We start from the raw sequence: 25,266 nt of genomic DNA on the forward strand, positions 1-25,266 counted from the left end.
AGAACATCGGACAGTGGGGCGGATCCTGCGGGACCGCCCCACTGTCCGATGTCGGAGCCCCCTGAAAGGATCGACGCATGGGGCGTGGCGACGGTACGGGGCGGATCGTCTCGCCCGAGGACGCCGACGACACCGGGACCGGCATCCTCCATGTCGACATGGACGCCTTCTACGCGTCGGTCGAGCAGCTCGATGATCCGTCGCTGCGCGGCAAGGCCATCATCATCGGCGCCCCCGAAAGCCGCTCGGTGGTCTCCAGCGCCTCGTACGAGGCGCGGCGATACGGAGTCCGCTCGGCGATGCCCGTCAGCCAGGCGCTGCGCCTGTGCCCCCACGCGATCGTGGTGCTGCCGCATTTCGAGCGCTACCTGGCGCTCTCTGCCCAGGTGATGCGGATCTTCCGGGACGTGACGCCGCTGGTCGAGCCGCTCTCGATCGACGAGGCGTTCCTCGACGTCCGCGGCGCGCGGCGCCTGTGGGGGAGCCCGGGCGTGATCGCGCGGATGCTGCGCGCCCGAGTCCTCGACGAGACGGGGCTCTCCTGCAGCATCGGCGTGGCCGCGACCAAGCACGTCGCCAAGATGGCGTCGACGATCAGCAAGCCGGACGGCCTCCTCATCGTCGCCGAGGCCGACACCGCCGCCTTCCTCGGACCGCGTTCGGTGCGCGCCCTGTGGGGTGTGGGTCCCAAGGCCTCCGAGGCGCTCGAGCGGCGCGGCATCCGCACGATCGCCGATGCGCGCGAGGCGCCGCGCGAGGTGCTCGATCGCGCCCTCGGGCCGGCGATGGGTGACCGCGTCTGGCATCTCGCGCGGGGCATCGACGCACGCGAGATCGACACCTCGCGCGTGGAGAAGAGCATCGGCCACGAAGAGACCTTCCACGAAGACATCGGCGACGACGCGGTGCTGCGATCCGAACTGCGACGGCTGGCCGACCGCGTCGGCACCCGCCTGCGCGAGAACGGCTGGGAGGCGTCGACGGTCGCCATCAAGGTGCGGTTCGCCGATTTCACCACCATCTCGCGGTCCCAGACGCTCGCCGAGCCCACTGCGGTGGGGCAGCGGATCGGGGATGCCGCGCACGAGCTGTTCGCCGCGGTCGACCGGTCCCTTCCGGTCAGGCTCATCGGCGTCCGCGCGGAGAAGCTGCGTCCGTCGGGAACCGCCCTCCCCGGTCTGTGGGACGACGATGAGGGATGGCGGCGGCTGGAGGACGCACTGGACGACGCGACCGCGCGGTTCGGTCGGGGCGCCGTCACGCGGGCGACCAATCTCGGGTCGCGCGGTGGGGGCACCCTCCCGTCGAGCCCGCCTGCGCCACGTCTCGACGAAGGCTGACGGGCCGGATCGCCCGCCGTGCGCCGGATCGTCTGTGCCGGAGCGCGAACGCCCGCTACGTTGGAGGCATGCCCAACATCGCACTCGAACTCGGCAAGCAGTCGGCGGCCTTCGGCGTGAAGAGCGCATACGGCGAGCAGCAGGACGTGGACGGCGTCCGGCTCATCCCCGTCGCCGTGACGTGGTCCGGCTTCGGCGGCGGGTCCGATGAGGTCGGCAACGGCGGCGGCGGAGGTGGCGGCTACGCGATCCCCGTGGGGGCGTACATCCGCCGCGGCGACGATCTGCGCTTCGAACCCAACATCATCGCCCTGCTCACCGTGGCGGTGCCGTTCGTGTTCTTCGCCGGTCGCGCCCTCAGCCGTGTCATCCGCGCCCTCAAGAAGTGACGCCGACCCGGTCGCATCGTCGCTCGCCCTCGCCGTCGCACACCTGACGACGGCGATCGAGCAGGTCGCGGCATCCAATCCGGTCGTCCTCATCGACGGCCGCAGCGGCGCCGGCAAGAGCTCGCTCGCGCGGGCGCTGGTGTCGCGATGGCCGCTCCGGGGCCGCGTGCAGCTCGTCGCGCTGGATTCGCTCTACCCCGGCTGGGACGGGCTCGACGACGGGGTGGAGCTCGCCCGCGAGCTGATCCTCACCCCGCACGCGCGCGGGATCGTGGGGGTGTGGCAGCGCTGGGACTGGACGACAGCGGAGCCGGCAGAGGCGCATGCGGTCGATCCGTCGCTCCCGCTCATCGTCGAGGGTGCGGGACTGCTGACGCCCGCGACGGCGCGACTGGGCGACGTCCGCGTGTGGCTGGAGTCCCCGGCGGCGTCCCGCAAGAATCGCGCGCTCGCCCGTGACGGCGACGCCTTCCGCCCGCACTGGGACCGCTGGGCGCGTCAGGAGCAGCGTCACGTCGAGCGCGACGACCCGATGCGGCTCGCGACGCACGTCTTCCCGGTGCCGTGAGGCGTTCGACCTAGCCTTCGTCGAAGGATGCCACGAGTCCGTCCAGGCGGTAGCCCAGCCAGTCGTAGATGCCGAAACGGGGATCCTCCGGGTCGTGGTCCTCGGGCTCGGTGATGTCGAGCCGCTGGGCCATCACGAGGCGCACGGCCGCCAGCGTGCGCAGCCAGGCGCGCACTGTCTCGGGCTCCAGCCGGATCTCGACCTGTTCGAGCAGCGCGGGATCCTCCGGATCGTCCGGGATGACGGCGGCCTCAGCCAGCGACGACAGCACGATCTCGGCGTCCGTCCGCCGTCGGGTCAGCAGATCCCTCTCGGTCAGCGTGCGGAACTCGCGCGCAGCCTCGTCATCGTCGGGATACGGCGTGGGCACGAGCCGTGCGATCGCCGGGTCGTCGTTCGCCGACGCGGAGTCGTCCAGCAGGTCCGCGAACTGCCCGACGAGCGCCGAGAGATGCGCGGCCTCCAGGCGCGCGACCTCCAGCACGACCGTGCGTCCCGTCACGCCGGCTCCTGCCGGACGGTCGCCCACAGCCCGTAGTCATGCATCGCCTGCGCGTGCAGCTCCATGCGTTCCCGGGCCCCTTGCGAGACGACCGCGTGGCCGTCGTTGTGGACCGCGAGCATCAGCCGCTCGGCCTCGGCACGAGGAAGCCCGAAGTACTCGCGGAACACGTGCGTCACGTAGCTCATCAGATTGACCGGATCGTCCCAGACGACGGTCTGCCACGGACGATCCGGGTCGGGCCGACGGGCGAGGTCCACGTCCTCGTCGACGGCAGGTGCGGCGAGGGGGCTCATCACGCCCACCCCAGCTCGTGCAGCCGGTCGTCGTCGATGCCGTAGAAGTGTGCGATCTCGTGGACGAGCGTGGTGTGGACTTCGTCCCGGAGCTCCTCCTCGTCGTCGCAGACCGCGAGATGCGGCTCCCGGTACACCAGGATCCGGTCCGGCAGCTCGCCGACGCCGTAGCGGTCGCGCTCGGTGAGCGCCCAGCCGTCGTAGAGCCCGAGCAGGTCGAGACTCCCGTCCTCGGGGCGATCCTCGACGACGAAGACGACGTTGTCGAGTCCGGCGACCATATCGTCGGGCAGGGCGTCGAGCTCGTCGATCACGAGCGACTCGAAGGTCGCGGCATCCATCTCCATCATGATGCCTCGCTTCTACGCGAATGGGGCGCGAAACTCGCGCCCCATTCGGCTGACATGGGGTGGCTAACGGGGCTTGAACCCGCGACCCCCGCGACCACAACGCGGTGCTCTACCAACTGAGCTATAGCCACCATGCTTCCCGCTCGCGCGGGCAACCAGACGATTCTCTCACACCTCAGGGGCAAACGATGACACGGCGGCGGCAGCGGCCGCGCGGGCGCCGTCGCTCGTGGGCCCGGGCTCGGGAACGAACACCGCCTGGCGGTAGTAAGCGAGCTCTCGCACCGATTCGATGATGTCGGCGAGGGCGCGGTGGCCGCCGTCTTTCGCGGGGGCGTGGATGTACGCGCGCGGGTACCAGCGGCGGGCCAGCTCTTTGATGCTCGACACGTCGACGTTGCGGTAGTGCAGCCAGTGATCGACGCGCGGCATGTACTTCGCCAGGAACATGCGGTCGGTGCCGATCGTGTTGCCGGCGAGCGGCGCCTTGCCCTCGAGCGGCACGAAGCGCTGGATGTACTCGAGCACCTGGAACTCCGCGTCGGCCACGGTCACGCCGTGCGGGATCTCGTCGAGCAGCCCCGAGGAACGGTGCATGTTGGTGACGAACTCGTTCATGTGCTCCAGCGCGGACGCGTCCGGCTTGATCACGACGTGGAACCCGGGATCGAGCAGGCGCAGCTCGAAGTCGGTCACGACCACGGCGATCTCGACCAGTTCGTCGACCGCCAGGTCGAGCCCGGTCATCTCGCAGTCGATCCACACCAGGCGATCATTGTCGGATGCCCCCACCATGTGCTCCATCCTCGTGACGGGGTCCGACATCGCGGACTCCGGATAAGGGGCCCGGCGTCGCCGCCGAACCCCGGTGCCCCCCCGGGAGGATTCGAACCCCCGACCTGGCGGGTAGAAACCGCTCGCTCTGTCCCCTGAGCTACGGAGGGAAGGGTGAGTCCCAGGTTACCCGGTCGCGCCATGCCGTCGCGGACTCTGGTTTCGTGGGCCGTCGGGGCGTAGCGTCAGCGGCGGAGGCATCGAAAGGAGTTCATGATGAGCACCACGCAGACGCACCACCCCCTGTGGGTCGCCTTCGGCACCGGCGGCGTCGTCGGGAGCATCCGCAAGGGCGACGACGGCTACACGGTGACGATGGCGGGCGCCGACCAGGTCGCGGGCACGTATCCGTCGATGGAGGTCGCCAAGAGCGCCCTGCATGCCCGGATGACGCCGGGAAGCGACTGGCCCCGGTTCGAGGAGCACTGAGGCCGCGCCGGCACGCTGTCAGGGCGCGGGCTCGACGGTGGCATCCGCGCCCGTGCTCACCCGACCGGCGCCGCGCTGCGTCCGCCGCGCGGCCGGCCGGCGTCGCGTATCGAGAAGCGGCAGGGCCACGTGCACGAGCGGGCCGATGAGTGCCGCGAAGAGCACGGTGCCGATCCCCACGGTGCCTCCGAGGAGCCATCCGATCGCGAGCACGGTGAGTTCGACGAGGGCCCGGCAGAGCCAGATCGGCCAGCCGAGCCGGGAGTTCAGGCCGGTCATGAGACCGTCGCGCGGACCAGGGCCGAAACGCGCGCCGATGTACAGTCCGGAGGCCACGGCGACGACGAGGATGCCGCCGAGCAGCGTCGCCACCTGCGCCCAGAGCCCCTCCACCGGCGGCACGATGCCGAGCACGATCTGCATGCTGGTGCCGACGAGCAGGATGTTGGCGATCGTGCCGACTCCCGGCTTCTGGCGGAGCGGGATCCACAGGAGCAGGACGAAGAAGCCGACGATGTTCGTGATCCACCCGATGCCGATTCCCGTGCGCAGGGAGAGTCCCTGAGCGAACACCGTCCACGGGTCGACGCCGAGACCCGCCTCGACCGTGAGCGCACATCCCGCTCCGTAGAGGAACAGGCCGATCAGCAGCTGGGCGACGCGACGAGGCATGGAGCTATCCAATCGCATGATTGGCCCGCAGTGAACAGTCCAATGTCGCTACGCTGGCCTCATGGACTCTCGCGTCTCCGCCCGCGCGCTGGCTGCCTCGCTCGGAGGGTGGCGCACGCGCGAACCGGCCTATGAGGCCCTCGCCGACGGCATCCGCCTCCTCTGCCTCGACAACCGGATCGCCCCGCGCACGGCGCTGCCGGCAGAGCGCGAGCTCGCCGCAGCCCTGCACGTCAGCCGCAGCACGGTGGCCGCCGCGTACCGCAGCCTGCGCGACACCGGTCACATCGCCAGCCTGCGCGGGTCGGGCAGCGTCACGCTGCCGGTCGGGCATCGTGAGGTCGGGCGGGCGACCGCCGCCGAGGGCATGATCGACCTGCAGCAGGCGAGTCCGCCCGCCTGGCCCGGCCTTGCCGGTGTGATGGCGGAGGCGGGCGCCAACTCCGCTGCGCTCATCTCGCGGGTCGGGTATGACGTGCTCGGCGGTGGTGAGCTGCGCGAAGCGATCGCCCGGCGCTACACCGAGCGGGGGATCCCGACGTCGGCGGCGGAGGTGCTCGTCACCACGGGAGCGCAGAGCGCGATCCACCTGGTGTCGTCGGTGCTGCTGGGCCGTGGCGATCGCGTCGTCGTCGAGACGCCGACCTACCCGCACGCGGTGGATGCGCTGCGCCGGGCGGGCGGGCGTCTCGTCGGGGTGCCGGTGACGACGGACGTCGGCTGGGACATCGACCGGGCGGAGCAGGTGTTCGCTCGGACGCTTCCGGTCATGGCGTATCTCATGCCTGACTTCCAGAATCCGACCGGACGCAGCATGACCGCCGCAGAGCGCACGGCGATCCTGACGGCTGGCGAGCGGGCGGGCACCGTGCTGGTGCTGGACGAGACGACGGCCGACCTCGACATCGATCGCGGTGCGGTCGCCCCGGGTTTCGTCGGGGCCGAACCGGGCACGGTCGTGCGTATCGGGTCGCTGGGCAAGACCGTGTGGGGCGGGCTGCGTGTCGGGTGGGTGAGGGCCGAGGGCGACCTGATCCGCAGACTGGTGGCCGCGCGTCCTGCTCATGACCTCGGCACCCCAGAGTTCGAGCAGGCCATCGCCGCACGCCTGCTCAGCGACTTCGACGCGATCGTGTCGCAGCGCTCCGGACTCCTGCGCGCCGGCCGGGACGCGGTCGTGGCAGCGCTGCGCGCGCAGCTGCCCGAGTGGCGCATTCCGGACGTGCACGGGGGAGTGGCCCTGTGGATCGAACTCGACGCGCCGCTCAGCTCGGCGCTCGTGATGGAGGCGCGCTCGCGGGGAGTCCTGTTGACGGCGGGCTCGAGGTTCTCGATCGAAGGCGGCCATGATCGGCATCTGCGGGTGCCGTTCACCTCTCCGCCCGACGACATGGTGCGCGCCGCGGAGGTGCTGGCGGACTCCTGGGCCTCGGTGAGGGCCGGTGCGCCGACGTCGGTGATCGAGCACGCGGGCGCGGTGGTCTGAGCCTGTTCTAGCGTCCCAGACGGAGGCACTCGACCGCGTCGTCGGCGCTCCAGAAGTCGCCGAGGTCGCGGAACGTGTGCGTCGACGCGTGGAAGCGGCGCGCGCGGAAGCGCGTCCCCGCGTGTTCGGTCACAGCTTGCAGGTGGCCGATGACGAAGCCTGCGGGGTCACGCACGCGCCAGAGGCCCGGCGCCGCGGGATCGAGTCGAACGCGCGCCTGCGCCGAGAGGCGCGGCTGCGGGAGATCGGTCGGTTCGAGGATGGTCGTCATGTCTACTCCCTTCGATTAGAAGATACGTTCGACCTCCGACATTCCGACGAGCGGGCGCCCCTCCTCCCCAGCGGCAGCTATCGGCCGGTTCTCCCCAGATCGTGCGGAAGAAGCTCGGCCGGCGATCGCCGCCGGACAGGCTGTACCCACCGCCGGCGCCCTCGGGCACGGGGTGCCGGCGGGACCCGGGGACCGACCCCGATCCGAGAGAGAGGAACCGACATGAGCGACCTGTACGACAGCATCACCGTCACCGGCAACGTGGCGAGCGAACCGCAGTTCAAGCGCACCCCGAACGGCGTGCCCATCACTTCGTTCCGGGTGGCGAGCGGGCAGCGCAAGTACGACAAGCAGACCGAGCGCTGGATCGACTCCGGCACCAACTGGTACACGGTCTCGGTGTTCCGCGGCCTCGCCGACCACGCCTTCGCCTCACTGCATCGGGGCGACCGCGTGATCCTGACCGGTCGACTCCGCCAGCGGGAATGGGAGAGCGGCGAGAAGAGCGGCGTCGCCTTCGACATCGAGGCCGACGCACTCGGACATGACCTGCTGTGGGGTACGACGACCTTCGTCAAGGATGAACGCCGCCGCACCGTGGACCCGATCCCTGCCGACGCCTGGCAGACGCCCGCGGGTGCAGACGCGTGGGCCGCCCCGGGCGTCGGGGACGGCGAGCGGCCTGCCGCACTCGAGGATCCGTCGGCCGCCGAGCTGGTCGGGGCGCGCGCCGGAGGGGGTGCGGGCGAAGGCTCGGCGGACTCGCCGTTCTGAGCCACGGTGGGGCCCGGTGTTCAGCGGGGTGTCGGGTGGGCGCACGTAGACTGCTCGCGTGGCCCGACACCCTGCATCCGCGAACGGCCGGCCGAGCTTCGCACGCCGCGCCGGCCTGGTCGGGGCCACCGCCCTCGCGGTCGCCGTCGTGACGGCGTGCGCGCCGGTGACGCCCACCCCGACACCGTCCGTGTCCCCGTCGGGCACGATCGTGGTGCCGACGCCGAGCGCGAGCGCGAGCGACGGCGGCCAGGCGACGCCCGCGGCACTCGTCCCGGACGGCACTGCGCACGACAACCTGCCGTACTTCACGGCGGTCACCGACTCGGTGTGGGCGTCGGAATCGCGCGTCTCGGGTCGCGCCTACATCGACGCACTCGTCGCCGCGGGCTTCGACAAGTCCGCCATGCAAGTCACGAGCGACACCACCACGGTCGGCAACCCGGCGGAGAGCATCCAGTTCTCGGTGCGGTGGGGCGAGGAGTGCCTCGTCGGGCAAGTCGGTCCCGCGACCGGGGATCCCGTGACGGTCGTGGTCCCGGTGGTCGGCGAAGGCACCTGTCTCATCGGTCAGACGCGCCCGATCGACTGGTGACCGCGGCCGGCGGCGCCCCCGCGCGTGGCCGGTAGGCTGGGACGCTGACGTCAGATCCAAGGAGACAGAAACCCGATGGCTGAGTACATCTACTCGATGGTCCGAGCCCGCAAGGCGGTCGGCGAGAAGCTGATCCTCGACGACGTGACCATGGCGTTCCTGCCGGGCGCGAAGATCGGCATGGTCGGTCCGAACGGCGCCGGAAAGTCGACCATCCTCAAGATCATGGCGGGGCTCGACACGCCCTCGAACGGCGAAGCGAAGCTGTCGCCCGGATTCACCGTGGGCATCCTCATGCAGGAGCCGGAGCTCGACGACACCAAGACCGTCCTCGAGAACATCGAGGAGGGCGTCGCGATCAAGGCGAAGCTCGATCGCTTCAACGAGATCTCGGGCCTCATGGCCGACCCCGATGCGGACTTCGACGCGCTGCTGGCCGAGATGGGCACGCTGCAGGAAGAGATCGACGCCGCCGACGCGTGGGACCTCGACTCACAGCTCGAGCAGGCGATGGACGCCCTGCGCACCCCGCCGGCCGACGCAACGGTCGCGAACCTGTCCGGTGGTGAGCGCCGCCGCGTCGCCCTCGCGAAGCTGCTGCTGCAGAAGCCCGACCTGCTGCTCCTTGACGAGCCCACCAACCACCTCGACGCCGAGAGCGTCCTGTGGCTCGAACAGCACCTCCAGAAGTACGCGGGCGCCGTCATCGCGATCACGCACGACCGGTACTTCCTCGACAACGTGGCGGAGTGGATCGCCGAGGTGGACCGCGGGCGGCTCATCGGCTACGAGGGCAATTACTCCACCTACCTCGAGAAGAAGGCCGAGCGCCTGGCCATCCAGGGCAAGAAGGACGCGAAGCTGGCCAAGCGCCTCGCCGAGGAACTCGACTGGGTGCGCTCGAACCAGAAGGGCCGGCAGGCCAAGTCGAAGGCCCGCCTCGCCCGCTACGAAGAGATGGCGGCCGAGGCGGACCGCACCCGCAAGCTGGACTTCGAAGAGATCACGATTCCGCCGGGGCCGCGCCTGGGCAACGTCGTGATCGAGGCGAAGAAGCTGCAGAAGGGCTTCGACGGCCGCTCGCTCATCGACGGGCTGAGCTTCACGCTGCCCCCGAACGGCATCGTGGGCGTCATCGGCCCCAACGGCGTCGGAAAGACGACGCTGTTCAAGACGATCGTCGGGCTCGAGCCGCTCGACGGGGGCGACCTCAAGATCGGCGAGACCGTCAAGATCAGCTACGTCGACCAGTCGCGCGCGAGCATCGACCCGAACAAGACCCTGTGGGAGGTGGTCTCGGACGGTCTCGACATCATCACCGTCGGCAAGACCGAGATCCCCTCGCGCGCGTACGTGTCGAAGTTCGGCTTCAAGGGTCCCGACCAGCAGAAGAAGGCCGGAGTGCTCTCGGGCGGTGAGCGCAACCGCCTCAACCTCGCCCTGACCCTCAAAGAGGGCGGCAACTTGCTGCTCCTCGACGAGCCCACGAACGACCTGGACGTCGAGACGCTCCAGTCGCTCGAGAACGCGCTGCTCGAGTTCCCCGGCTGCGCGGTGGTCATCACGCACGACCGGTGGTTCCTCGACCGCATCGCGACGCACATCCTCGCGTACGAGGGCACCGAAGAGAACCCCGACCAGTGGTACTGGTTCGAAGGCAACTTCGAGGCGTACGAGGCCAACAAGATCGAGCGCCTCGGCGCCGATGCGGCTCGCCCGCACCGGACGACCTATCGCAAGCTGACGCGTGACTGACACTGCGCCTGCGGAGGCCGCCTCCGCCGGGGGCGGCCTCCGGCTGCACATCCCCATCCACCTGCGCTGGGGGGATCTCGACGCGTTCAACCACGTGAACAACACGTCGATGCTCAAACTGCTCGAAGAGGCGCGGGTCCGCGCCTTCTGGGTACCGGCCCCGGGCGAGGACGCGCCCGCGACGGCGGTGCTCGATTCGAGCATCTTCAGCGGCGTGCTCACCCTGATCGCGCGGCAGGAGATCGAGTACCTCGCCCCTGTGCCGTACCAGCGGCATCCCCTCGACGTGCAGATGTGGTTCGGCAAGATGGGCGGGTCGAGCATCGAGGTCTGCTACGAGGTCTTCAGCCCGGCCGAGACCGCCGACCTGCAGCGCGTCCTCTATGCGCGCGCCACGACGGTGATCGTGAAGGTGGACGCCGCCACCGGGCGTCCGCTCCGGCTCACCATCGAAGAGCGCCGGGCCTGGGCGCCGTTCGTCGGCGAGCCGATCGTCTACGCGCACCGGCGCTGACGCCAGGCGCTGACGCCAGGCGCGGCACGAGAATCGCTGTCACGCGCGGTGCGGCACGACGGGCGCGGTCAGCTCTGCTCGAGCCGGTCCTCCGGCACCCGCACCATGATCTCCTGCGCCACGCTGGCGAGCAGGGCGCCGTCGGCGCTGTAGATGCGCCCCGTCGCCAGCCCGCGGCCACCGCGGGCGCTCGGGGACTCCTGGACATACAGCATCCACTCGTCCACCCGACCGAACCGGTGCCACCACATCGCGTGATCGAGGCTCGCCACCTTCAGCCCGGGGGTGGTCCAGGCGATACCGTGCGCGCGCAGGATCGACTCCTGGATCGTGAGGTCGGTGAGGTAGGCGAGCGCCGCCCGGTGCGTCGCCGGGTCGTCGGGGATGGTCCGGCGCACCCGCATCCACACCAGCTGGTCGGACCGTCGCGGGCCCTCCACGGCCGTGTAGATGGGCGAGGGGATGTGACGCAGCTCGACCGGGCGGTCGGTGAAGAACCTCTTCGACATCGGGTGCAGGCCGTCCAGGTGCGCCTCGACGTCGGGGAGGTCGTCAGGATGTGGCACCCCCGACGGCATCGGCGCCTGATGCTCGACACCCGGATCCTCATCCTGGAACGACGCGATCATCGAGAAGATCGGCACGCCCTCCTGGTAGGCCTGCGTGCGACGCGTCGAGAACGACCGGCCGTCGTGGATGCGGTCGACCGAGAACGTGATGCCCTTCGTGGAATCGCCGGGCCGCAGGAAGTAGCCGTGCATCGAGTGGACCTTCCGGTCCTCGGGAAGCGTGCGGGATGCCGCGACGATCGACTGCGCGAGCACCTGGCCGCCGTACACCCGGCCGAGGGGCATGGACTGCGAGCGCCCGGTGAAGATGTCCTCCGTCGTGCGGGCGTCGGAACCGCTGAGGTCGAGCACCGAGAGCATCGACGCGACCGCGTCGGACGGGGGATCGGCGGGGTGCTCGACGTTCACGGGTCTCCTCTCCGGGCGGCGCGCGCCCGTCGTTCCGCTTGGTAGCTTAGGGGCGATGTCTCCCCGACTGCTGTTCGCCGATCCCGCCTCCGCCGTCGATGCGCTCACCTTCGCGGGACGCGCGGCCCGCTTCACCGACGAAGGCGTGCGCCTGCAGGCGTCAGGCGGCGTGCTGGCGATGACGGCCGCCCCGCTGGCGCCCCGCGGCCTGGGCGACGCCACGCCGACGGTGCTGGCGATGCGCACCCTGGCCGCCGATCCGGAGCTGGTGTGCGATCTCGTCGTGGATGCCGCGGCGCTGGCGGCCGTCGCCGACGATCCGCTCGCGCTCACGCTCCCCGACACCGCGTTGTCCGCCCCGTGGGCGGGGATCGCACCGCCCCGCGGCGGGTGGGAGCCGCGGGTCGGCATCGACGCCTCCACGCTGGCGGCGAAGGCCCAGGGCGGTATCGCCCGCGTGTCCGACGCCGTCCCGACGGATGCCGGCGAGGACGCCGTCCGTGCGGTGCGCGCCGCCGTGTGGGGCTCGCCGGACGACGAGCTCGGCGGACTGCCGCTCGGCGTGGCCTTCGCGGCGCTCAGCATGGGGTTCATCAGCGGCGCCGAGACGTCGCGGGTGTACGCCAACGGCCCGTGGACGCGCATCACCCTGGACCGGGGTCACATCGTCGTCCGCGGCCCCCTGGTGTCGGGCCTCACCCCGGTGCGGCGCACCGGACCCGCCGCGCCCTGACCGCCGCCGCCTGACCGCCGCGACGGCTCGGGCGCCCCGGCGTCACACGGCGGCTGCGGCGGCGCGACCGGCGACGCGCCCGGAGAAGAGGCATCCGCCGACGAACGTCCCTTCCAGCGCGCGGTAGCCGTGCACGCCGCCACCGCCGAAGCCGCTGGCCTCACCGGCCGCGTACAGGCCGGGAACCGGAGCACCGTCCGCGCCCAGCGCGCGCCCCGACAGGTCGGTCTCGATGCCTCCGAGCGACTTGCGCGTGAGCACGTGCAGCTTCACGGCGATGAGCGGACCCGCGTCGCGAGCCAGGATGCGGTGCGGAGTCGCGGTGCGGATGAGCCTGTCGCCGCGGAACGCGCGAGCCGATCGGAGCATCGCGATCTGCGCGTCCTTCGTGAAGTCGTTGTCGATCTCGCGGTCGCGGGCCTCCACCTCGAAGCGCACCCGCTCGGGATCCAGCGCTTCGCCGCCCGGCAGGGCCTGCATCCCGGCGATGAGGTCGTCCAGCTTCTCGCGCACGACGAAGTCGGCACCCTTGTCCATGAACGCCTGCACGGGGCCCGAGGCGCCCTTTCCGAGCCGCGATTTGGCCAGCAGGCGCACGTCCTTGCCGGTGAGGTCGGGGTTCTGCTCGCTGCCCGAGAGCGTGAACTCCTTCTCGATGATCTTCTGCGACAGCACGAACCACGAGTGGTCGTATCCCGTGGCGCGCAGGTGCGCGAGGGTGCCCAGCGTGTCGAACCCCGGGAAGAGCGGGACGGGCAGTCGCGCACCCGTGGCGTCGAGCCACACCGAGGACGGACCGGGGAGGATCCGGATGCCGTGATCAGGCCACACCGGATCCCAGTTCTGGATGCCCTCGACGTAGTGCCACATGCGATCGCCGTTGATGAGGCGCGCGCCCGCGGCCTCCGAGACCGGCTGCATCGAGCCGTCGACGTAGGCGGGAACACCGGTGATCATCGTCTGCGGGGGAGTGCCGAGCCGCTCCGGCCACCAGCGGCGGACGAGGTCGTGGTTGCCGCCGATGCCGCCGGAGGCGACGATCGTGGCCTGCGCGGCGACGACGAAGGTGTCGACGACCTCGCGGGAACTGGCGACGCCGCGACCCGCTCCGGACGGCTCGAGCACGTCGCCCTCGGCACCGGTCACCACGCCGTCCTCGATCGTGAGCGCCGTCACCTTGTGCCGCGGCAGGACCGTGACCCGGCCCTCGGCCTCGGCGGCCTCGACCTCCGCCTGGAACGGCGCGACGAGTCCGGGACCGGTGCCCCACGTGATGTGGAACCGCGGCACCGAGTTCCCCGGCCCGGTCGCGGTGTAGCCGCCGCGTTCTGCCCAGCCGACGATGGGGAAGAACCCGACGCCCTTCTCACGCAGCCACGAGCGCTTCTCCTGGTGCGCGAACTGCAGGTAGGCCTCGGCCCAGCGGCGCGGCCAGAGGTCGTCGTCGCGGTCGAACCCGGCGTTGCCGAACCAGTCCTGTCGCGCCAGTTCGATCGAGTCGTGGATGCCGAGCCGTCGCTGCTCGGGGGAGTCGATGAAGAACAGCCCGCCGAAGGACCACCAGGCCTGACCGCCGAGATTGGTGCGCGGCTCCTGGTCGACGATCGTCACCTTCCTGCCGGCCGCGACGGCTTCGGCGGCCGCGACGAGTCCGGCCAGCCCCCATCCGATCACGAGCACGTCGGTGCGATGGGTGGAAGTGGGCATGTCGACTCCTTCGTCGGCCGGGGGGGTGTGTGGGTGTCAGTGTGCGGCGTCGGGCGGCGAGGGCGGGGCCGCCACGACGGGGAGCGTCCCTGCGGCCCGCGCGCCGGCCGAAGGCCCGATGCCCGACGGCTCGAACGTGTTCACCATGGCGTGCGCGGCCCGCTGCAGATAATCCCACAGCGTCGCCTCGTGCAGCGGCGGAAGCTCGAGGGCGTCGACGGCGACGCGCATGTGCGCCAGCCAGCGGTCGCGGGCCTCGGGATCGACGTGGAAGGCGGCGTGACGCATGCGCAGACGCGGGTGACCTCGCTCTTCGCCGTACGTCGTGGGGCCGCCCCAGTATTGCTCGAGGAACGTCGTCAGCCGGTGCTTGGCCGGGCCGAGGTCCTCTTCGGGATACATCGGGCGGAGCACCTCGTCATCGGCGACGCCCTGGTAGAAGAGGTCGACGAGGCGCACGAAGGTCTCGCGGCCGCCGACCTCCTCGTAGAAGGTGATCGGGGTGGGGTCGGTCATGACGTCGCTCCGGGGGTCGCGCCGGGCTCGTCGCCCGGAGAGGTCTTCTTCTTGCTCGTGCGCTTGGGCTTCCAGACGGCGCCCTCGGCTGCGGGCGCGACCGGATTGGGGCGCGTCCTCGGCGGGTTCGCGCCGCGCACGCGCTGGGCGCCTTCGATGCCCGACGGCATGACGGCGGTGAGGGAGGGCAGCGAGATGCCCATCTCGTCGATCGCGTGCTTGAGCCGCATGCGCAGCTCACGTGCGACGTCGTCCTTGGCGTTAGCCCGGGTCTTGATCACGAGACGGATGACGAGCGCGTCGCCCGAGATCGACTCCAGTCCCCACACCTCGGGCTGCTCGATGATGCGCGTGCGCCACTTCGGGTCTTTGGCGAGGCCCTTGGCGGTGTCGAGCATGACCCGTTCGACCTCGTCGATGTCGGAGTCGACGGCCACCGACAGGTCGATGATCACGCGCGACCAGCCCTGCGACAGGTTGCCGATCCGCGTGATCTCGCCGTTGCGGACGTACCAGAGGGTGCCGTTGACGTCGCGCACGTGGGTGACGCGCACACTCACGTACTCCACGATGCCCGTCGCGAGGCCGAGATCGACGACGTCGCCGATGCCGACCTGGTCCTCCGCCACGATGAAGATGCCGTTGAGCACGTCCTTCACGATGTTCTGGGCGCCGAAACCCAGACCGGCGCCGACGGCGGCGGTGAGCAGTGTCAGCGAGCCGAGCGCCGTAGGCGCGAGCACGTTGATGATGAGCAGCAGCGCGATCACGACCACGGTGACGTTCACGATGTTGCTGAGGATCGATCCGAGCGTGCGCGTGCGCTGGACGAGCCGCACGGACGCGAGCGGCGACCGCTCCAGAGCCTGGGTGTCGTCGACGTTCGCCTTGCTCTTCGCGCCGTTCACGATGCGGTTCACGACGCGGTGGATCACGAGGCGCAGGATCCACACGAGCAGGAACGCGCCCAGGATGATTCCCACGACCGCGAGCACGTTCCATCCGGCGTCCACGAAGAACTGGCCGAGGTCCTGCCAGAAAGCCGGAGTGGTGATCGGTGGGGCGTCTGCGAGGGGCATCCAAGTCATCGGCACCAGCCTAACGAGCGGGGCCTTGGAAACACCTCACCGCAGGGGAGGCAGCGGCTCGTCGTCGGCGAGCAGCCGCAGCCGGTGCGCGAGGATGACGGCGTGCACGCGGTCCCGCGCGCCGACCTTCGCCAGCACGCGGCCCACGTGCGTCTTCACGGTCGACTCGCTGAGGAACAGCTGCTGAGAGATCTCGGCGTTGGTGTAGCCGCGGCCCATCGCCAGGAACACCTCGCGTTCGCGCTCCGTGAGCTCGCCGGTCGGGTCCGGGATCGCCGGGCTCGGCGCCGGCTGCATGGCCAGCCGGTCCAGCAGCACCCGGGTGATCCTCGGCGAGAGCGGCGTGTCGCCGCGGTGCACGGCGCGGATCGCGGAGGTCAGCTCGGCGCGCTGCGCGTCCTTCAGCAGGAACCCGCTGGCCCCCGCTTCCAGCGCCCCGAACGCGTACTCGTCGAGGTCGAACGTCGTGAGCACGAGCACACGGGTGCGGGGGGCGACGCGTGCGATCTGCGCGGTGGCGGCGATCCCGTCGAGCACCGGCATCCTCACATCCATCAGCACGACGTCGGGACGCAGCCGCTCGGCGAGCTCGGCGGCCTCCTGCCCGTCGCCGGCCTCGCCCACGACGACGAGGTCCTCCTCGGCCTCGAGCACCAGCCGGAAGCCGACCCTGATCAGCGCCTGGTCGTCGGCGATCAGCACCCGGATGGGGGCGGCGTCGGTCATGAGGCATCCTCTCTCGGCCCGGGCGCATCCGCGTCGACGCCGGACGGCGGCGCGGGGATCGTCGCCGAGAGCTCCCAGCCGCCGGCGCCGTCGGGGCCCGCCGAGAGCGTGCCGCCGATGTGCGCGGTGCGCTCGGCGATCCCGCGCAGTCCGAACCCTCCGGGTCCGGAGGACGGCTGAGCCCGGTCGTTGCGGACCGTGACGGTGGTGGCCGTCGCCGCGTGGTCGATCAGCACGCGGATGGCGGTCGCGGACGGCGCATGTCGCATGGCGTTCGTGACGCCCTCCTGCACGATGCGCCCGATCGCGTACTGCGCCGTCTCAGGAAGCTCGGCGGCACCGGTGACGACGAGCGTCGCGGGGTAGCCCGCTCGTTGCGCCGCCGCCACCACGTCAAAGGGCGACACCGGGGCGAGCGGCGCGAGCGGAGCGTCGACGTCGCCGTCGCGCAGCACACCCAGCATGACCCGCATCTCGGTCAGCGCTTCACGCGCCGTCGTGGCGGCGGCATCCATCGCTCCGCGTGCGCGCTCGATGTCGGGCGTCGCGATGGCGCCCTCGGAGAGTGCCACGATGACCGTGAGCGAGTGCGAGACGACGTCGTGCATCTCACGGGCGATGCGCGCCCGCTCGTCGGCTGCCGCCAGCTGCGCCTGCTGGTCGCGCTCGACGAGGAGCTGGCGCGAACGGTCGATCACGGCCTCGAGGTAGCGCTTGCGATTGCCGATGTTGATGCCCACGAGGGCTCCGACCAGAGCCACCACCGCCGCCGACAGCAGTGCGTTGAGCGCACCGAGGAAGTCCACGGTGCCCAGCAGCGTCTCGAACCCGCCGACCACGGCGATCGCGCCCATGCCGGCGCCGTAGGCGATCCAGCACAGGCGGCTCGAGCCGTATACGGCGACCGCGTACATCGAGAGGACCAGCAGGGGTGACCCGGCCGCTGACGGATAGGCGAGCATCACGAGCTGCAGGAGGATCGCGAGCGCGTAGGGCACGAGCGGCCACCGGCGCCGCAGCATGAGCGTCGCCGCCGCGGCGATGGCGATCACCATCGAGACGATGTGGACCGGTGCCCCGGGATCGGCGCCGTCCGTGCCGACCGGGCCCGCCGTCGTCAGCGCGATCGCGAGACCGACGAGCGTGACGACGATGTCGGTGAACCGCGGATGCCGCGCCCAGAACTGCCGGATCACTCCGGGAGGACGGGGCAGCAGCAGCTCCGCATCCACCGGAGCGGATGCGGAGCTGCTGCTGCGAGCCATGCGCTCGACTTTACGCGTCACGCGTGCGCAGGACGCCCCACCCGACCAGCAGCGGGATGAGGGTCCACCCGGCGAGGGCGAGCACCGCCGGCACGAGGTCCTCGCCGCCGGGCGCGGTCAGCGTGGCCGCCGCGTTCATCGGGAGGTACTGACCCAGATCGACGATCCAGCGCCATCCTTCGCCGGCCATCGCGAACATCTGGACCACGATGGGCAGGACGAACAGCACGCCCACTGTCGCGGCGATGGCGCCGGCGCCGTTGCGGACGATGAACCCGAAGCCGAGCCCGATGAGGGTGAAGGCCACCATCGACAGCACGCCGTAGGCGAGCGGGACGATCGACAGCGACGGCTCGGACCAGTCGAGGCCCTCGGTCAGCAGGGGAGCCGTGGCCGCGATCGAGATCGCGTACGTGACGACGGTGACGGCGGCCATCAGCACCGCCACCACGACGGCCTTCGCGACGAGCACGGCGCCGCGACGCGGCTCTGCGGTGAGGCTGGAGCGGATCATCCCGGTGGAGTACTCGCCGGTGATCACGATCGCGCCCAGGATACCGGCCACGAGCATCGTGAACTGCGTGGGCATCAGGATCGCGCTGACGGCGGGGAAGCCGGGGCCGAAGCTCGACGACGCACCGGCGATCATCATCGAGATGGCGATCGAGAGCGCGGCGGTCACGCCGAGCGACCACCACGTCGAGCGGACGGACGTGATCTTGATCCACTCGCTGTGCAGCAGGTGACCGAAGCTCAGCCGGTACGGCGACGGCGCGGATGCGCGCGCGACGGCGCGGACCGGTGCGGGGGTCTGGGTGAGGGCGGTCATGCGATCTCCTTGGTCTTGTACTCGACGGAGCTCTCGGTGAGGGCGAGATACGCCTGCTCGAGCGAGCCGGTCGTCGTCGTCAGTTCGTGGATCGGGATGCCGTGGGCCGCGGCGGTGTCGCCGACGAGCTCCGCGGTCAGCCCCTCGATGTCGAGAACGCCCGGGGTGGTGCTGGTGATGCGGACGTCCGGCCCCGCGACGAGTCCGGCGAGGTCCGTGGCGCGCGGGCTGCGCACCCGCGTCGTGATGGTCGTCCAGGCGCGGACGAGTCCGTCCAGCGGTGCGTCGGCGAGCACGCGTCCGCGTCCCAGCACCACGATGTGGTCCGCGGTCTGCGCCATCTCGCTCATGAGGTGGCTCGACAGCAGGACGGTCCGTCCCTCGTCGGCGGCGTGGCGCACGAACTCGCGCACCCAGCGCACTCCCTCGGGGTCGAGGCCGTTCACGGGTTCGTCGAGGATGAGGGTGTGCGGATCGCCCAGCAGCGCCGAGGCGATGCCGAGCCGCTGCCCCATGCCGAGCGAGAACTTGCCGGCGCGCTTGCCGGCGACCGACTCCAGGCCGGTGATCCCGATGACCTCGTCGACGCGGGAGCGAGGGATGCCGTGGGTCGCCGCCATCGCCCGCAGATGATTGCGGGCCGTGCGGCCGGTGTGCACGGCCTTGGCGTCCAGGAGCACGCCGACCTCGGTCAGCGGTGCACGGAGCGCGCGGTAGTCCTGGCCGGCGACGGTGGTGCGGCCCGACGTCGGACGGTCCAGCCCGACGATCATGCGCATGGTGGTGGACTTGCCGGCCCCGTTCGGGCCGAGGAAGCCGGTCACCTTGCCGGGCTGGACGGTGAACGAGACGCCGTCGACCGCGGTCTTGTCCCCGAACCTCTTGGTGAGCTGTTCTGCAACGATCATGCAGCCGACGCTACGGGGACCCGCACGCCGGCCGCGTCCTCCTGCGGTGCCGTCGTGCCGCCGGGGGACGGTACTGCGGGAGGACCCGCGCCCTGAACGCGTGATGCCTCGGTCCTGCGCGCACGCAGGACCGAGGCATCACATCGATCAGGAGACGACGGGCTACTGGGCGTCGCGGTCCTGCACGGCCAGCGCGCGCTCGACGCCCGCGAGGTTCTCGGCGACCAGGCGGCGCAGCGCGGGCGCGGCCTCGGCATTCGCCTCGAGCCATCCGCGCGTGGCGTCCCGCAGGGCGACATCTGCCAGCGGCGACGGGTAGAGGCCCACGATGAGGTACTGCGCGATCTGGTACGTGCGCGAGTTCCAGATCGGCAGCAGCGCGTCGAAGTAGCGCGCGACGTAGTCGCCGAGCAGGTCGCGGCTCGCCGGGTGCACGAAGCCGAGCGCCGCGGAGCGCACGATCGTGTTGGGCCGGTCGTCGCGGTCGACGAGCGATGCCCACGCCGCGTCCTTCGCCTCGGCGGACGGCAGCGCGGCCTTCGCCTGCGCGGCGAACTCACCGCCCTTGGCGGTGTTGTCCGCCTCGAGCGCGGCATCGATGTCGGCGGCGCTCACGACTCCGCCGGCAGCGAGCGACACGAGCAGCTGCCATGACAGGTCGGTGTCGATCTCCAGGCCCTCGAAGGTCTCGGTGCCCTCGCGGACGGCGCGCACCTTCTCCCACTGCGCGGGTGTCGCCGCGGCCGACGCGAACGCCGTCACGAACTGCAGCTGGCTGTCGCTGCCCGCGTCGGCGCCGCGGGCGAGCTCCCACAGGGCGTCGGCGACCGCGGCACGGGTGGCGTCGCGCTTGTCGGGGGCGACGTACGAGTTCGCCGCCAGCTGGAGCTGGCCGAGCGTCGTGCGGACCGTGGTGGACTCGGTCTCGGCGCCGATGTTGCGCAGGACGAGGTCGACGTAGTCCGACGCCGATGCCTCGGCATCGCGCGTCTGATCCCAGGCGGCGCCCCACACCAGCGACCGCGCCAGCGGGTCGGTGATCTTGCCGAGGTGGTCGATCGCCGTCTGCAGCGACTGCGCGTCCAGGCGGATCTTCGCGTAGGCCAGGTCCTCGTCGTTCAGGAGGACGAGCGCCGGACGCCGGTGGCCCTTCAGCTCGGGCACTTCGGTGAGGTCGCCGTCGACGTCGATCTCGACGTGGTGCACGCGGACGAGCGCGTCGCCCTGCAGATCGTAGAAGCCGACCCCCAGACGGTGCGGGCGGATCGTGGGGTAGTCCGCGGGAGCCGTCTGCACGATCGCGAAGCGCGTGATCGAGCCGTCGACATCCGTCACGATCTCGGGGGCGAGGGTGTTGACGCCCGCGGTCTCGAGCCACTTCTTCGACCACGTCGACAGCTCGCGCCCGCTGGTGGCCTCGAGCTCGGACAGCAGGTCCGACAGCTCGGTGTTGGACCACTGGTGCTTCTGGAAGTACGCCGCGACGCCGCCGAAGAACGCCTCGATGCCCACCCACGCGGCGAGCTGCTTGAGCACCGACCCGCCCTTGGCGTAGGTGATGCCGTCGAAGTTCACCTGGACGTCTTCGAGGTCGTTGATCTGCGCGACGACCGGGTGGGTGGAGGGGAGCTGGTCCTGACGGTACGCCCAGGTCTTCTCCATCGCGTTGAACGTCGTCCAGGCCTCGGTCCACTCGGTGGCCTCGGCGGTCGCGATCGTCGACGCCCACTCGGCGAACGACTCGTTGAGCCACAGGCCGTTCCACCACTTCATGGTGACGAGGTCGCCGAACCACATGTGCGCGAGCTCGTGGAGGATCGTGACGACGCGGCGCTCCTTGACCGCGCCGGTGACCTTGGAGCGGAACACGTAGGTCTCGGTGAAGGTCACCGCGCCGGCGTTCTCCATGGCGCCCGCGTTGAACTCGGGGACGAAGAGCTGGTCGTACTTCGCGAACGGGTAGGGGAAGCCGAACTTCTCCTCGAAGTACGCGAATCCCTGACGCGTCTTGTCGAAGATGTAGTCGGCGTCGAGGTGCTGCCACAGGCTCTTGCGGCCGTACACGCCGAGCGGGATCACCCGGCCCGAGGCGCTGGTGAGCTCCGAGAAGGTGGCCTCGTACGGTCCCGCGACGAGCGCGGTGATGTACGAAGAGATGCGCGGGGTGGCCTCGAAGGTCCACGTCGCGCTGCCGTCGCCGTGCTTCTTCGGCTCGGGCGTGGGCGAGTTCGAGACGACCTTCCAGGGCTCCGGCGCGGTGACCGTGAACTGGAAGGTGGCCTTGAGGTCGGGCTGCTCGAACACCGCGAACACGCGGCGCGAGTCGGGGACCTCGAACTGCGAGTAGAGGTACACCTCGCCGTCGACCGGGTCGACGAAGCGGTGCAGGCCCTCGCCCGTGTTGGTGTAGAGGCAGTCCGCGTCGATGACGAGCTCGTTCTCAGCGGCCAGGTCGTCCAGCGCGATGCGCGAGTCGGCGAACGAGGCCGCCGGGTCGAGGGACCGGCCGTTGAGCGTGATCTCGCGCACATCTCGCGCGATCAGGTCGATGAACGTCGAGGCGCCGGGCGTCGCGGTGAAGCGCACGACGGTCCGGGATCCGAACACCTCGGCGCCCTTCATCAGGTCGAGTGCGACCTCGTACGACTGGGTGTCGACGATCGCGCGGCGCTCCTGCGCCTCGATGCGGGTGAGGTTCTCTCCAGGCACTGCTGTGGCTCCCATGGGTGAGGATGACGAACGCGGCCGTCCACGCTGCTGGCGCCGACGACAACCGTCCCAGCCTACGCGAGGCGTTCCGCAAAGCCAGATCCGGCGCGAGAACCCGTGGCGGCCGGGCGCGGCGATCCGGCTGCGGTGTCAGGATGGAGGGGTGAGCCCCGCCGAACAGCCCCTCGTCCCGTTCGCCTCTCCTGCCGCCGCGTCCGGCGCACCGTTCGTCGAGGTCCCGGTGGCCTACGACGGCATCCTGCTGGCCGGCTTCGGCGGCCCCGAAGGGCAGGACGACGTCATCCCGTTCCTGCGCAACGTGACGCGCGGCCGCGGCATCCCGGACGAGCGGCTCGAAGAGGTCGCCCACCACTACCGGCACTTCGACGGCATCAGCCCCATCAACGCGCAGAATCGCGCACTGAAGGCGGCGCTCGAGGCGGAGCTCGCCCGTCGCGGCATCGACCTGCCGGTGTACTGGGGCAACCGCAACTGGTCGCCGTACCTCGACGATGCGGTGAAGGATGCCGCCGCCGCCGGAGACACCAGCCTCCTGGCGCTGGCGACCAGCGCCTACTCGTCGTTCTCGAGCTGCCGGCAGTACCGCGAGGACTTCGCGCGCGTGCTGACCGACACCGGTCTGTCGGGCACGGTGAGCATCGACAAGGTGCGTCAGTTCTTCGACCACCCCGGGTTCGTGCAGCCGTTCATCGACGGCGTGCGCGAAGCCGTCGCCGCCTTCCTCGCCGACGGCATCGCCCCCGAGGCCGTCCGCGTGCTGTTCTCGACGCACAGCATCCCGACCGCCGACGCCCAGCGCTCCGGCCCGCGCGAGGGCGACGAGCTGCATCGCGACCTCGGCGAGGGCGGCGCGTACGCCGCGCAGCACCTCGCGGTGGCCGAGGTCGTCATGGCCGCCGTCGCGGCCGAGGTGCCGGGCGCCCAGCGCATCGGCTGGGAGCTCGTGTACCAGTCCCGCTCGGGTCCCGCCAGCCAGCCGTGGCTGGAGCCCGACGTCAACGACGTGATCGCCGAGCTGCCGGCATCCGGCATCCAGGCCATCGCGATCGTGCCCGTGGGCTTCATGAGCGACCACATGGAGGTCCTCTGGGACCTCGACACCGAGGCCATGGAGGCGGCCGGAGAGGTCGGCATCCGCGCTGTCCGCACGCCGACCCCCGGCGTCGACCCGGTGTTCGTGTCGGGGCTCGTCGATCTCGTCGAGGAGCGGCTGCACGGCACGTCCCCGGCAGAGCGGCCACACGCCACGGAGCTCGGCCCCTGGTTCGACGTGTGCCGTCCGGCCTGCTGCGAGAACGTGCGCGCAGGCTTCAAGCCCGCCGCCGCCGGCGTGGCCCCCTGATCCGCACCGCCGCTGTGCAAGTGGATGCCGCAGCCCGGCGTCCGTCTCGTCCTCCCTGTCCCGTCCCTCCCTAGGATTGAGCCCATGCGCATCCATATCGCGACCGACCACGCCGGCCTCGAGTTCTCGACGCAGCTGCAGCACCACCTCGCCGCGGCGGGGCACGAGGTCGTCGACCACGGTCCGCTCGAGTACGACCCGCTCGACGACTACCCGGCGTTCTGCATCCGCGCGGCGCAGGCGGTCGTGCGCGACCAGGCCGCGGGCATCGAGACCCTCGGCGTCGTGTTCGGCGGGTCGGGCAACGGCGAGCAGATCGCGGCGAACAAGGTGCTGGGCGTGCGCGCCGCACTGGTGTGGAGCATCGCGACGGCCGAACTGGCGCGCGAGCACAACGACGCGAACGTCATCGCGATCGGCGCCCGTCAGCACACCTTCGAAGAGGCGGCGAGCTTCATCGACCGCTTCATCGCGACGCCGTTCTCGGGCGAGGAGCGGCACGCGCGCCGCATCGCCCAGCTCGCCGCGTACGAGCAGGACGGGTCGCTCGAACCCGACCCGCGTGCCCCCCGAGACGCTCAGGGACCGGAAGCTGGGCAGCCGGACGTGCTCGCGGCCGACGGAAGCTCGTTCGACCCCGAAGCCGGCTGAGCCCATGCCCGAGGGCCATTCCGTCCACCGCATCGCCCGCCAGTTCGACCGCAACTTCGTCGGCCGCGCGGTGACCGCGTCCAGTCCGCAGGGGCGCTTCGCCGAGGGGGCGGCGATCCTGAGCGGTCGGACGGCGACCGAGGTGCGGGCGGTGGGCAAGCAGATGTTCCTCGAGTTCGACGACGACCTGTGGCTGCGCGTGCACCTCGGGATGTACGGGGCATGGGACTTCGCCGGCGAGATCCTGGTGGACCCCACGATCGCCTCGGCCAACGGGCGCATGGGGCAGACCAACCAGCGCGGCACCGATCTCGCAGACCCGATCCTGGATGCCGCGGGCGAGAACTCGCTCACCTCGATCGGAGCCCCGCGCCGCGCACGCGTGCACGTGCGCATGTCGGAGCAGACCACGGGCCTTGCCGACGAGGGCGACGAGTGGCCGCCGCCCATCGTGGGTCAGGTGCGCCTGCGCCTGCTCACGGAGGCGACCTGCGCCGACCTGCGCGGACCGACGGCGTGCGAGCTGCAGACGCCGGACGAGGTCGCCGCGACGATCGCCAAGCTCGGTCCCGACCCGCTCGTGGATGACGTCGCGGAGGGCGAGGAGCGCTTCACGTCCGTCGTGCGCCGCAAGCCTACTTCCATCGGCCTGCTCCTCATGGATCAGAACGTCGTCAGCGGCATCGGCAACGTGTACCGCGCGGAACTGCTCTTCCGCGCGCGCCAGAACCCGCACACGCCGGGCCGCGATGTGCCCGAGGAGGTCGTGCGGGGGCTGTGGCGCGACTGGGTGCGGCTCCTCGCGATCGGCGTCGAGACGGGTCAGATGATGACCATGGACGATCTCGACCCCGACGCCTACCGCAGGGCGATGGCCAGCCGCGACGACCGGCACTGGGTGTATCACCGCGCCGGACTGCCGTGCCGCATCTGCGGCACCTCGATCGTGGTGGAGGAGGCGGCCGGGCGCAAGCTCTACTGGTGCCCCTCGTGCCAGGCGTGATCGGCCTGTGCCCGCG

28 protein-coding genes and 2 tRNA genes are annotated in these 25,266 nt (G+C 70.9%); 13 read left to right on the forward strand and 17 right to left on the reverse strand.

The window, feature by feature from the left end; translation table 11 throughout:
* Positions 1–77 precede the first annotated feature (77 nt).
* From dinB to FB391_RS10690, 3 genes are all read left to right on the forward strand, one after another.
* Positions 78–1,340 carry a DNA polymerase IV gene (gene dinB / locus FB391_RS10680; protein WP_141894359.1) on the forward strand — a complete coding sequence of 421 codons (1,263 nt, stop codon included), beginning with the start codon at positions 78–80 and terminating at the stop codon, positions 1,338–1,340.
* Between the two features lie 68 nt (positions 1,341–1,408).
* Positions 1,409–1,729: a hypothetical protein gene (locus FB391_RS10685; protein ID WP_141894360.1), complete on the forward strand. Its 321-nt coding sequence runs from the start codon at positions 1,409–1,411 to the stop codon at positions 1,727–1,729.
* A complete protein-coding gene (locus FB391_RS10690; RefSeq protein WP_246093456.1) occupies positions 1,704–2,297 on the forward strand; it encodes a nucleoside/nucleotide kinase family protein in 594 nt (197 codons plus the stop codon). Before FB391_RS10685 ends, FB391_RS10690 begins: the two co-directional genes overlap by 26 nt.
* Before the next feature lie 10 nt (positions 2,298–2,307).
* On the opposite strand, the gene FB391_RS10695 is transcribed toward FB391_RS10690, so the two are convergent.
* From FB391_RS10695 to FB391_RS10720, 6 genes are all read right to left on the reverse strand, one after another.
* Positions 2,308–2,799 (reverse strand): DUF2017 family protein, encoded by a 492-nt coding sequence (locus FB391_RS10695; RefSeq protein WP_246093458.1) that lies wholly within the window; start codon positions 2,797–2,799, stop codon positions 2,308–2,310.
* Positions 2,796–3,095 carry an ATP-dependent Clp protease adapter ClpS gene (gene clpS, locus FB391_RS10700; RefSeq protein WP_141894362.1) on the reverse strand — a complete coding sequence of 100 codons (300 nt, stop codon included), beginning with the start codon at positions 3,093–3,095 and terminating at the stop codon, positions 2,796–2,798. The genes FB391_RS10695 and clpS overlap by 4 nt, the downstream gene beginning before the upstream one ends.
* A complete protein-coding gene (locus FB391_RS10705; protein ID WP_141894730.1) occupies positions 3,095–3,442 on the reverse strand; it encodes a metallopeptidase family protein in 348 nt (115 codons plus the stop codon). Before FB391_RS10705 ends, clpS begins: the two co-directional genes overlap by 1 nt.
* Before the next feature lie 58 nt (positions 3,443–3,500).
* A tRNA-His gene (locus tag FB391_RS10710) sits at positions 3,501–3,576 on the reverse strand.
* 37 nt (positions 3,577–3,613) lie between these two features.
* Complete coding sequence (gene orn / locus FB391_RS10715; protein WP_141894363.1) at positions 3,614–4,240, reverse strand: oligoribonuclease; 627 nt, start codon at positions 4,238–4,240, stop codon at positions 3,614–3,616.
* Positions 4,241–4,316: 76 nt separating this feature from the next.
* A tRNA-Arg gene (locus FB391_RS10720) sits at positions 4,317–4,389 on the reverse strand.
* Between the two features lie 106 nt (positions 4,390–4,495).
* Between FB391_RS10720 and FB391_RS10725 the strand changes: the two genes are divergently transcribed.
* Entirely contained in the window at positions 4,496–4,708 is a 213-nt protein-coding gene (locus tag FB391_RS10725) for a methyltransferase (protein ID WP_141894364.1), read from the forward strand.
* 18 nt (positions 4,709–4,726) lie between these two features.
* Here the strand turns inward: FB391_RS10725 and yczE are convergent, their stop codons facing one another.
* Complete coding sequence (gene yczE, locus FB391_RS10730; protein ID WP_141894365.1) at positions 4,727–5,380, reverse strand: membrane protein YczE; 654 nt, start codon at positions 5,378–5,380, stop codon at positions 4,727–4,729.
* 61 nt (positions 5,381–5,441) lie between these two features.
* Here yczE and yczR point away from each other — a divergent pair, with 61 nt between their 5' ends.
* Positions 5,442–6,866 (forward strand): MocR-like transcription factor YczR, encoded by a 1,425-nt coding sequence (gene yczR / locus FB391_RS10735; RefSeq protein ID WP_141894366.1) that lies wholly within the window; start codon positions 5,442–5,444, stop codon positions 6,864–6,866.
* 7 nt (positions 6,867–6,873) lie between these two features.
* Here yczR and FB391_RS10740 read toward each other — a convergent pair whose 3' ends face one another.
* Positions 6,874–7,137, reverse strand: coding sequence for a hypothetical protein (locus FB391_RS10740; RefSeq protein ID WP_141894367.1), 264 nt, complete (start codon positions 7,135–7,137; stop codon positions 6,874–6,876).
* A gap of 222 nt (positions 7,138–7,359) precedes the next feature.
* Between FB391_RS10740 and ssb the strand changes: the two genes are divergently transcribed.
* From ssb to FB391_RS10760, 4 genes are all read left to right on the forward strand, one after another.
* On the forward strand, positions 7,360–7,911 hold the full coding sequence (gene ssb, locus FB391_RS10745; RefSeq protein WP_141894368.1) for a single-stranded DNA-binding protein: 552 nt from the start codon (positions 7,360–7,362) through the stop codon (positions 7,909–7,911).
* 58 nt (positions 7,912–7,969) lie between these two features.
* Positions 7,970–8,506 (forward strand): DUF6993 domain-containing protein, encoded by a 537-nt coding sequence (locus FB391_RS19690; protein WP_246093460.1) that lies wholly within the window; start codon positions 7,970–7,972, stop codon positions 8,504–8,506.
* 75 nt (positions 8,507–8,581) lie between these two features.
* Positions 8,582–10,261 (forward strand): energy-dependent translational throttle protein EttA, encoded by a 1,680-nt coding sequence (gene ettA, locus FB391_RS10755; protein ID WP_141894369.1) that lies wholly within the window; start codon positions 8,582–8,584, stop codon positions 10,259–10,261.
* Positions 10,254–10,775, forward strand: a complete 522-nt coding sequence (locus FB391_RS10760; RefSeq protein WP_141894370.1) for an acyl-CoA thioesterase — start codon at positions 10,254–10,256, stop codon at positions 10,773–10,775. The genes ettA and FB391_RS10760 overlap by 8 nt, the downstream gene beginning before the upstream one ends.
* A 68-nt stretch (positions 10,776–10,843) precedes the next feature.
* On the opposite strand, the gene FB391_RS10765 is transcribed toward FB391_RS10760, so the two are convergent.
* Entirely contained in the window at positions 10,844–11,704 is an 861-nt protein-coding gene (locus tag FB391_RS10765) for an acyl-CoA thioesterase (RefSeq protein ID WP_141894732.1), read from the reverse strand.
* Between the two features lie 103 nt (positions 11,705–11,807).
* Between FB391_RS10765 and FB391_RS10770 the strand changes: the two genes are divergently transcribed.
* Positions 11,808–12,485, forward strand: coding sequence for a DUF8185 domain-containing protein (locus FB391_RS10770; RefSeq protein WP_141894371.1), 678 nt, complete (start codon positions 11,808–11,810; stop codon positions 12,483–12,485).
* A gap of 42 nt (positions 12,486–12,527) precedes the next feature.
* Here FB391_RS10770 and FB391_RS10775 read toward each other — a convergent pair whose 3' ends face one another.
* The 8 genes from FB391_RS10775 to pepN all read right to left on the reverse strand — a co-directional run bounded on the left by FB391_RS10775 (position 12,528) and on the right by pepN (position 22,233).
* The gene (locus FB391_RS10775) at positions 12,528–14,192 is read right to left on the reverse strand and encodes an FAD-binding dehydrogenase (protein WP_141894372.1); all 1,665 of its coding nucleotides are present in this window, start codon (positions 14,190–14,192) and stop codon (positions 12,528–12,530) included.
* Between the two features lie 36 nt (positions 14,193–14,228).
* Positions 14,229–14,708, reverse strand: coding sequence for a globin (locus FB391_RS10780; RefSeq protein ID WP_141894373.1), 480 nt, complete (start codon positions 14,706–14,708; stop codon positions 14,229–14,231).
* A complete protein-coding gene (locus FB391_RS10785) occupies positions 14,705–15,796 on the reverse strand; it encodes a mechanosensitive ion channel family protein (RefSeq protein WP_141894374.1) in 1,092 nt (363 codons plus the stop codon). The genes FB391_RS10780 and FB391_RS10785 overlap by 4 nt, the downstream gene beginning before the upstream one ends.
* Before the next feature lie 36 nt (positions 15,797–15,832).
* Positions 15,833–16,522, reverse strand: coding sequence for a response regulator transcription factor (locus FB391_RS10790; RefSeq protein ID WP_141894375.1), 690 nt, complete (start codon positions 16,520–16,522; stop codon positions 15,833–15,835).
* Entirely contained in the window at positions 16,519–17,787 is a 1,269-nt protein-coding gene (locus tag FB391_RS10795; protein WP_246093461.1) for a sensor histidine kinase, read from the reverse strand. Before FB391_RS10795 ends, FB391_RS10790 begins: the two co-directional genes overlap by 4 nt.
* A 10-nt stretch (positions 17,788–17,797) precedes the next feature.
* Positions 17,798–18,616, reverse strand: coding sequence for an ABC transporter permease subunit (locus FB391_RS10800; protein WP_141894376.1), 819 nt, complete (start codon positions 18,614–18,616; stop codon positions 17,798–17,800).
* On the reverse strand, positions 18,613–19,524 hold the full coding sequence (locus FB391_RS10805; protein ID WP_141894377.1) for an ABC transporter ATP-binding protein: 912 nt from the start codon (positions 19,522–19,524) through the stop codon (positions 18,613–18,615). The genes FB391_RS10800 and FB391_RS10805 overlap by 4 nt, the downstream gene beginning before the upstream one ends.
* A gap of 162 nt (positions 19,525–19,686) precedes the next feature.
* On the reverse strand, positions 19,687–22,233 hold the full coding sequence (gene pepN, locus FB391_RS10810) for an aminopeptidase N (RefSeq protein WP_141894734.1): 2,547 nt from the start codon (positions 22,231–22,233) through the stop codon (positions 19,687–19,689).
* Between the two features lie 163 nt (positions 22,234–22,396).
* On the opposite strand from pepN, the gene FB391_RS10815 reads away from it, so the two are divergent.
* The 3 genes from FB391_RS10815 (at position 22,397) to FB391_RS10825 (ending at position 25,250) form a co-directional block, all read left to right on the forward strand.
* Positions 22,397–23,596 carry a ferrochelatase gene (locus tag FB391_RS10815; protein ID WP_141894378.1) on the forward strand — a complete coding sequence of 400 codons (1,200 nt, stop codon included), beginning with the start codon at positions 22,397–22,399 and terminating at the stop codon, positions 23,594–23,596.
* A gap of 84 nt (positions 23,597–23,680) precedes the next feature.
* Positions 23,681–24,247: a ribose-5-phosphate isomerase gene (locus FB391_RS10820; protein ID WP_141894379.1), complete on the forward strand. Its 567-nt coding sequence runs from the start codon at positions 23,681–23,683 to the stop codon at positions 24,245–24,247.
* Between the two features lie 4 nt (positions 24,248–24,251).
* Entirely contained in the window at positions 24,252–25,250 is a 999-nt protein-coding gene (locus FB391_RS10825) for an Fpg/Nei family DNA glycosylase (protein ID WP_141894380.1), read from the forward strand.
* The last annotated feature ends 16 nt before the right edge of the window (positions 25,251–25,266 follow it).

It is taken from the genome of Microbacterium kyungheense (assembly GCF_006783905.1).
Taxonomy (GTDB): domain Bacteria; phylum Actinomycetota; class Actinomycetes; order Actinomycetales; family Microbacteriaceae; genus Microbacterium; species Microbacterium kyungheense.